This is a genomic window from Sporosarcina luteola (assembly GCF_023715585.1).
GTDB lineage: Bacteria > Bacillota > Bacilli > Bacillales_A > Planococcaceae > Sporosarcina > Sporosarcina luteola_D.
In genome coordinates, this window is sequence record NZ_JAMBOK010000018.1 from 1 (window position 1) to 421 (window position 421).

Sequence of the window (421 nt, forward strand, 5' to 3'; positions counted from 1 at the left end):
CTACATCTCCAGATACTACACCATTGTGAAGTCCTCTTTTTATCTCTTCTAATGTAAATTCTTCTCCATTAAAATATTTTTCCATTAGCTCTTCATCTGTTTCAGCAACTGCTTCAAGAAGAAGATTTCTAACTTCTGATATATCCATATGATCAGGGATAGCACCATCTTCACATTCAACACCATTGAAGATTCTTCCCTTCATCTCTACAACGTTTACAAATCCTTTAAATTCATCTTTTTCTCCAATAGGTACACAGAATGGAGCTATTTTTTTACCAAATTTTTCTTTTAATTCAAGCAATAGCTTTTCATAATTAATATATCCCTTATCCATTTTATTTATATATATAATTCTTGGAAGATGTCTTTCTTCTAATAATCTCCATGCTTTTTCAGTTCCAACTTCTACCCCTGATGT

Annotated in this window: 1 protein-coding gene; it reads right to left on the reverse strand. The window is 31.4% G+C overall.

The annotated features are described in order from the left end of the window. Nucleotides 1–421 (reverse strand): GTP-binding protein (locus tag M3193_RS16610; RefSeq protein ID WP_251630018.1); only part of this gene is annotated, 421 nt, incomplete at both ends.